This window comes from uncultured Cohaesibacter sp., assembly GCF_963556055.3.
Taxonomy (GTDB): Bacteria; Pseudomonadota; Alphaproteobacteria; order Rhizobiales; family Cohaesibacteraceae; genus Cohaesibacter.
In genome coordinates this window covers 1-4,223 of record NZ_CAUVYE020000027.1, presented here as the reverse complement: position 1 = coordinate 4,223, position 4,223 = coordinate 1, and the positions used below count along the sequence as shown (strand labels likewise).

Genomic DNA, 4,223 nt, shown 5'->3' with positions numbered 1-4,223 from the left:
TGAAACCTAAACCCGATACACCTTAGAAACGCTGCAAACCTGTCCAAAAAACCGGGACCACCTCAGTCTATCGAGGCCGCCTTGCCGTGGCTGTATCTCAAGGGCATATCGACCGGCGAGATGGACGATGCCCTGAAGGCCCTTCTGGGGCCGGAGGCAACCGGTTTCTCTGCCAAGACGATCTCCCGGTTGAAGGCGCAATGGGCGGCAGAGTATGACGCCTGGCGCAAGACTGATATCGGCCGTGACGAATGGGTCTATATCTGGGCCGATGGCATTTACAGCGGCCTGCGCGGCACCGATGACCGGCTCTGTGCCCTGGTGGTGATCGGGGTAAACTCCCGAGGAGAAAAGCACTTTCTGGCTATCGATGATGGCGTTCGAGAATCCACCCAGAGCTGGCGTGAAGTCCTGTTGAGCCTTCAAAGACATGGTCTCAAGGCCCCCAAGTTGGCCATCGGCGACGGAGCCATGGGCTTCTGGGCGGCGCTCGAAGAGATATTCCCGGCCACCCGACAGCAACGCTGCTGGATGCACAAGACCGGAAACGTGCTCAATTATCTGCCCAATAGATCCCAGCCCAAGGCCAAGAAGATGTTGCATGACATCTGGCAGGCCGAAACTCGCAAGGATGCCAATATCTCTTTTGATCTGTTCATCGAAAGCTATGAGGCCAAATACCCCAGGGCCATTGAATGCCTGATGAGGGATCGCGTCGAGCTACTGAGCTTCTTCGACTTCCCCGCCCAGCATTGGCAAAGCATCCGAACATCAAATCCGATAGAGAGCGCCTTTGCCACGATCCGTCATCGCACCAAACGAACAAAGGGAAGCCTCAGCAGAGACGGCATGTTGCACATGATGTTCAAGCTCGGGCAATGCGCCGAGAAAAACTGGAGGAAACTCCGCGGCTTTACCTATCTCGCCGACGTCATTGAGGGCGTCGACTTCATCAACGGCATCAAGCCGTCAAACCAACAAAAGGCCGCCGCTTGAAAAGCCTCAAACACCAGAATTGACATTAACTCCCAAATGAAACGAAGAAGCACATTGTAGATCCCAGCGAACTCCTAAATTCTGACGTTTTGAGTTCTGAGCGATGATCGCGCTCTGAGATTTTTTGAATGGCCGCTTCGGTTGGTAACATCTGAGATCTCGCATCTTCGGCAAATGGCTGCTTCCCGCCCGTTTGAGACCTCGACAACCCGGCCATAGGCTGCAAGTCGTATTTTCTGTATATACAGAAATCATTGACTTCTGAGACGGTTTTCTGTATATACAATAAATAAGAGCGACTGGGGAAGCAAATGTTCGAATGGGATGAAGACAAGTCCGAGAAGTGTCGCCAACTACGCGGATTTGGCTTTGAAGTTGTCTTCGAGTTTGACTTTGCCTCAGCGGCAACCGTAGAGGACGATCGGTTCGACTATGGTGAGCGTCGATTCATCTCCTTCGGTCTAGTTGAAGGACATGGATATTCCATAGTCTGGACACCACGTCCTCCCAACATCCGCATTATTTCGGCTAGCAAGGCGCATAAAAAGGAGCTCAAGAGATATGGCATCTAAGGAAAGAAAGTTTAGTCCTGACCTTCCGGATGATGAAAACCCGGAATGGACGGAAGAGCATTTTGCGAAAGCAAGACCTGGAATGGACTTCTTCGCAGAACTCGGCATGACGCCGCCCAAACCTCGTGGGCGCCCTGCGGCAGCAAACCCAAAGAAGCCAGTCTCGATCAGACTGGATCCGGAAGTCGTTTCTTTCTTTAAGGCGTCAGGATCCGGATGGCAGACGCGCTTGAATGACGTTCTGATCGAGCACATTAAAGATAAGAAGAAGCGGGCGTAGTTCATATTCCTTCGGCCAGTATCTGAGGGGTCGGATTGCCTAATCTTGCGTCCATGAATTTATGAATTATGAGAATTCACCAATGCCGATTCTTGATTAGTACTAGCGGCCCAACTTTCGAATTGCCCTCTTGAGGTGAATAAGATGTTCGCTATGCGCTTGCGTTTCTAGCCCTGCCATAGTCCCCTCCCTCGCACCGTATGGAACAGATGCGAGGGGGTAAATCAACCAAGAAGAAACTTGATCAGGCTATCAAGTGTCATCAGATTTCGAACCTATGCTCGCGGTTCTGTTCTGGGCTCACCCAGAGGGTGGTGCCTGTGCGATATTCGCAATCTCCGGGCAGGCGTGCGGTCATCGGACCTGCCTCGGCAACATTCATGTGGAGGATGGTGTCCGCGCCAAGCCGCTCGATATGCTTGACTTCGGCCCGCCATTGCCCGTTCTCGGCAGACACAACCAAATGTTCGGGTCTGATGCCGTAGGTTTTGCACCCCATGCTTGCGGCAAATTCACCTTCATAGATATTCATCTTCGGGCTGCCGATGAAGCCTGCCACAAAGGGAGTGGCGGGGTGGTGATAGAGCTCCATGGGTGAGCCGACCTGTTCGATCTTGCCCGCATTGAGTACGACGATCTTGTCGGCCATGGTCATGGCTTCGACCTGATCATGAGTCACATAGATCATGGTTGTCTTGAGACGCTCGTGCAGGTCGGCCAGTTCCAGCCGCATCTGGGCGCGCAGGGCCGCATCGAGGTTTGAAAGCGGCTCGTCGAACAGGAAGACCTTGGGGTTGCGGATGATGGCGCGCCCGATGGCGACCCGCTGGCGCTGCCCGCCGGAAAGAGCCTTCGGCTTACGATCAAGCAGATGCTCAAGCTGCAGGACGCTGGCCACTTCAGACACGCGCTGCTTGATTTCTGCTTTGGGCTTGTGGGCGAGAGAAAGGCCGAAGCCGATATTCTCGGCAACGGACAGATGCGGATAGAGCGCATAGCTCTGGAACACCATGGCAATGCCGCGTTTGGAAGGTTCCTGCAGCGAGACATCCTCACCATCGATTTCGATGGTGCCGGATGTCTGGGTTTCCAGACCGGAAATCATGCGCAGCAAGGTCGATTTACCACAGCCGGACGGGCCGACAAAGACGCAGAATTCTCCCGGCTGGATGGACAGATTGACACCTTTGATGACGTCGGCACTGCCAAAGCTTTTCTGGATATTTTTGAGTTCAACAGCGTGCATAATCTATCCTTTCACTGCGCCTGACGTCATGCCTGCCACGATTTGGCGATTGAAGAAGACAAACACCAGCAATGGGGGAATGGTAACCAGAAGAATGTTCATAAAGAGAAGGTTCATTTCCTGGGAGAACTGGCTCTGAAAATTGTAGAGAGTCAGCTGCACCGTGACATTTTCCCGACCCGGCAAATAGTAGAGCGGGTTGGTGAAGTCGTTGAAAATCATGATGGACTGGACAACGATGATGGTCACGGTCACAGGTTTGAGCAGCGGCAGGATCACCCGGAAGAACACCTGCCAAGGCTTTGCTCCGTCGATAATGGCGGCTTCGTCAAGATCTCTTGGCAAGGTCGAGATGAAGGCGCGATAGAGCATCACGGTGAAGCCCAGCCCATAGGCGACCTGAATGAAAATCATGCCGGTAAGCGACTTGAACAGATAGAGCTTCTGCAGCACGAAAATGGTCGGAACCACAGCGGGCGGCATCATCAGCCCAGCCAGAACACAGCCATAGATAACCTTGTTCCAGGGAGAGTTTCTGCGCTGCAAAATATAGCCGACCATTGCGCCGAAAATGACCAGCAGAGTAATGGCGACGACAGTGATGACCGTCGAATTGAAGTAGGCGAGCAACAGCATATAGTCCCGCGCTTTGATCACGGCGATCATATTTTCCCAGAACTGCCAATGCTGCGGCCATGAAAAATCGAGAGTGGCCGATTCCGGGGCGGACTTTGCCGCAGTCAGAAAGACAAGAACAAAAGGCATCACGAAAATGATGACCGAGAAGGCAAGAGAAAGGATGCCCAATATATATTGACGCCGGGTCATGCTTCTGTCTCTCCTTTGTTGAGCCATGCGGAAAGCGGAACAATCAGAAGAGCAATGAACAGCAGCAGGATAACGTTGCCCGCAGTGGAAAGCCCGTAGAAGCCCGCCTGATATTGCTTGTAGATGACCGAGGCCAGAACATCGGAAGAAAAGCCCGGGCCTCCGCCTGTCATGGCCCAGATCAGGTCAAACAGGCGCAGTCCACCAATCAGGGAAAGGACGATCACGGTGTTGGTCGCCGGGCGGACAAGGGGCACCGTGACGCGCAGAAACTGCTGCAGACGTGTCGCGCCATCCATGC

Annotated in this window: 5 protein-coding genes and 1 pseudogene; 3 read left to right on the top strand and 3 right to left on the bottom strand. The window is 53.4% G+C overall.

Annotation, left to right across the window (positions count from 1 at the left end):
* Positions 1-63 precede the first annotated feature (63 nt).
* The 3 genes and pseudogenes from ACHZB8_RS17550 to ACHZB8_RS17540 form a co-directional block, all read left to right on the top strand.
* A pseudogene (locus tag ACHZB8_RS17550) lies at positions 64-996 on the top strand (IS256 family transposase); the annotation flags it as partial.
* A 311-nt stretch (positions 997-1,307) separates the two neighbouring features.
* The gene (locus ACHZB8_RS17545; RefSeq protein ID WP_316862229.1) at positions 1,308-1,568 is read left to right on the top strand and encodes a BrnT family toxin; all 261 of its coding nucleotides are present in this window, start codon (positions 1,308-1,310) and stop codon (positions 1,566-1,568) included.
* Positions 1,558-1,848 (top strand): BrnA antitoxin family protein, encoded by a 291-nt coding sequence (locus ACHZB8_RS17540; protein ID WP_316862228.1) that lies wholly within the window; start codon positions 1,558-1,560, stop codon positions 1,846-1,848. Before ACHZB8_RS17545 ends, ACHZB8_RS17540 begins: the two co-directional genes overlap by 11 nt.
* 262 nt (positions 1,849-2,110) lie before the next feature.
* Here ACHZB8_RS17540 and ACHZB8_RS17535 read toward each other — a convergent pair whose 3' ends face one another.
* From ACHZB8_RS17535 to ACHZB8_RS17525, 3 genes are all read right to left on the bottom strand, one after another.
* Positions 2,111-3,094 (bottom strand): ABC transporter ATP-binding protein, encoded by a 984-nt coding sequence (locus ACHZB8_RS17535; protein WP_316862227.1) that lies wholly within the window; start codon positions 3,092-3,094, stop codon positions 2,111-2,113.
* 3 nt (positions 3,095-3,097) lie between these two features.
* Positions 3,098-3,922 carry a carbohydrate ABC transporter permease gene (locus ACHZB8_RS17530; protein ID WP_316862226.1) on the bottom strand — a complete coding sequence of 275 codons (825 nt, stop codon included), beginning with the start codon at positions 3,920-3,922 and terminating at the stop codon, positions 3,098-3,100.
* A partial coding sequence (locus tag ACHZB8_RS17525) for an ABC transporter permease subunit (protein ID WP_316862225.1) occupies positions 3,919-4,223 on the bottom strand: 305 nt, incomplete at its 5' end. The genes ACHZB8_RS17525 and ACHZB8_RS17530, both read right to left, overlap by 4 nt.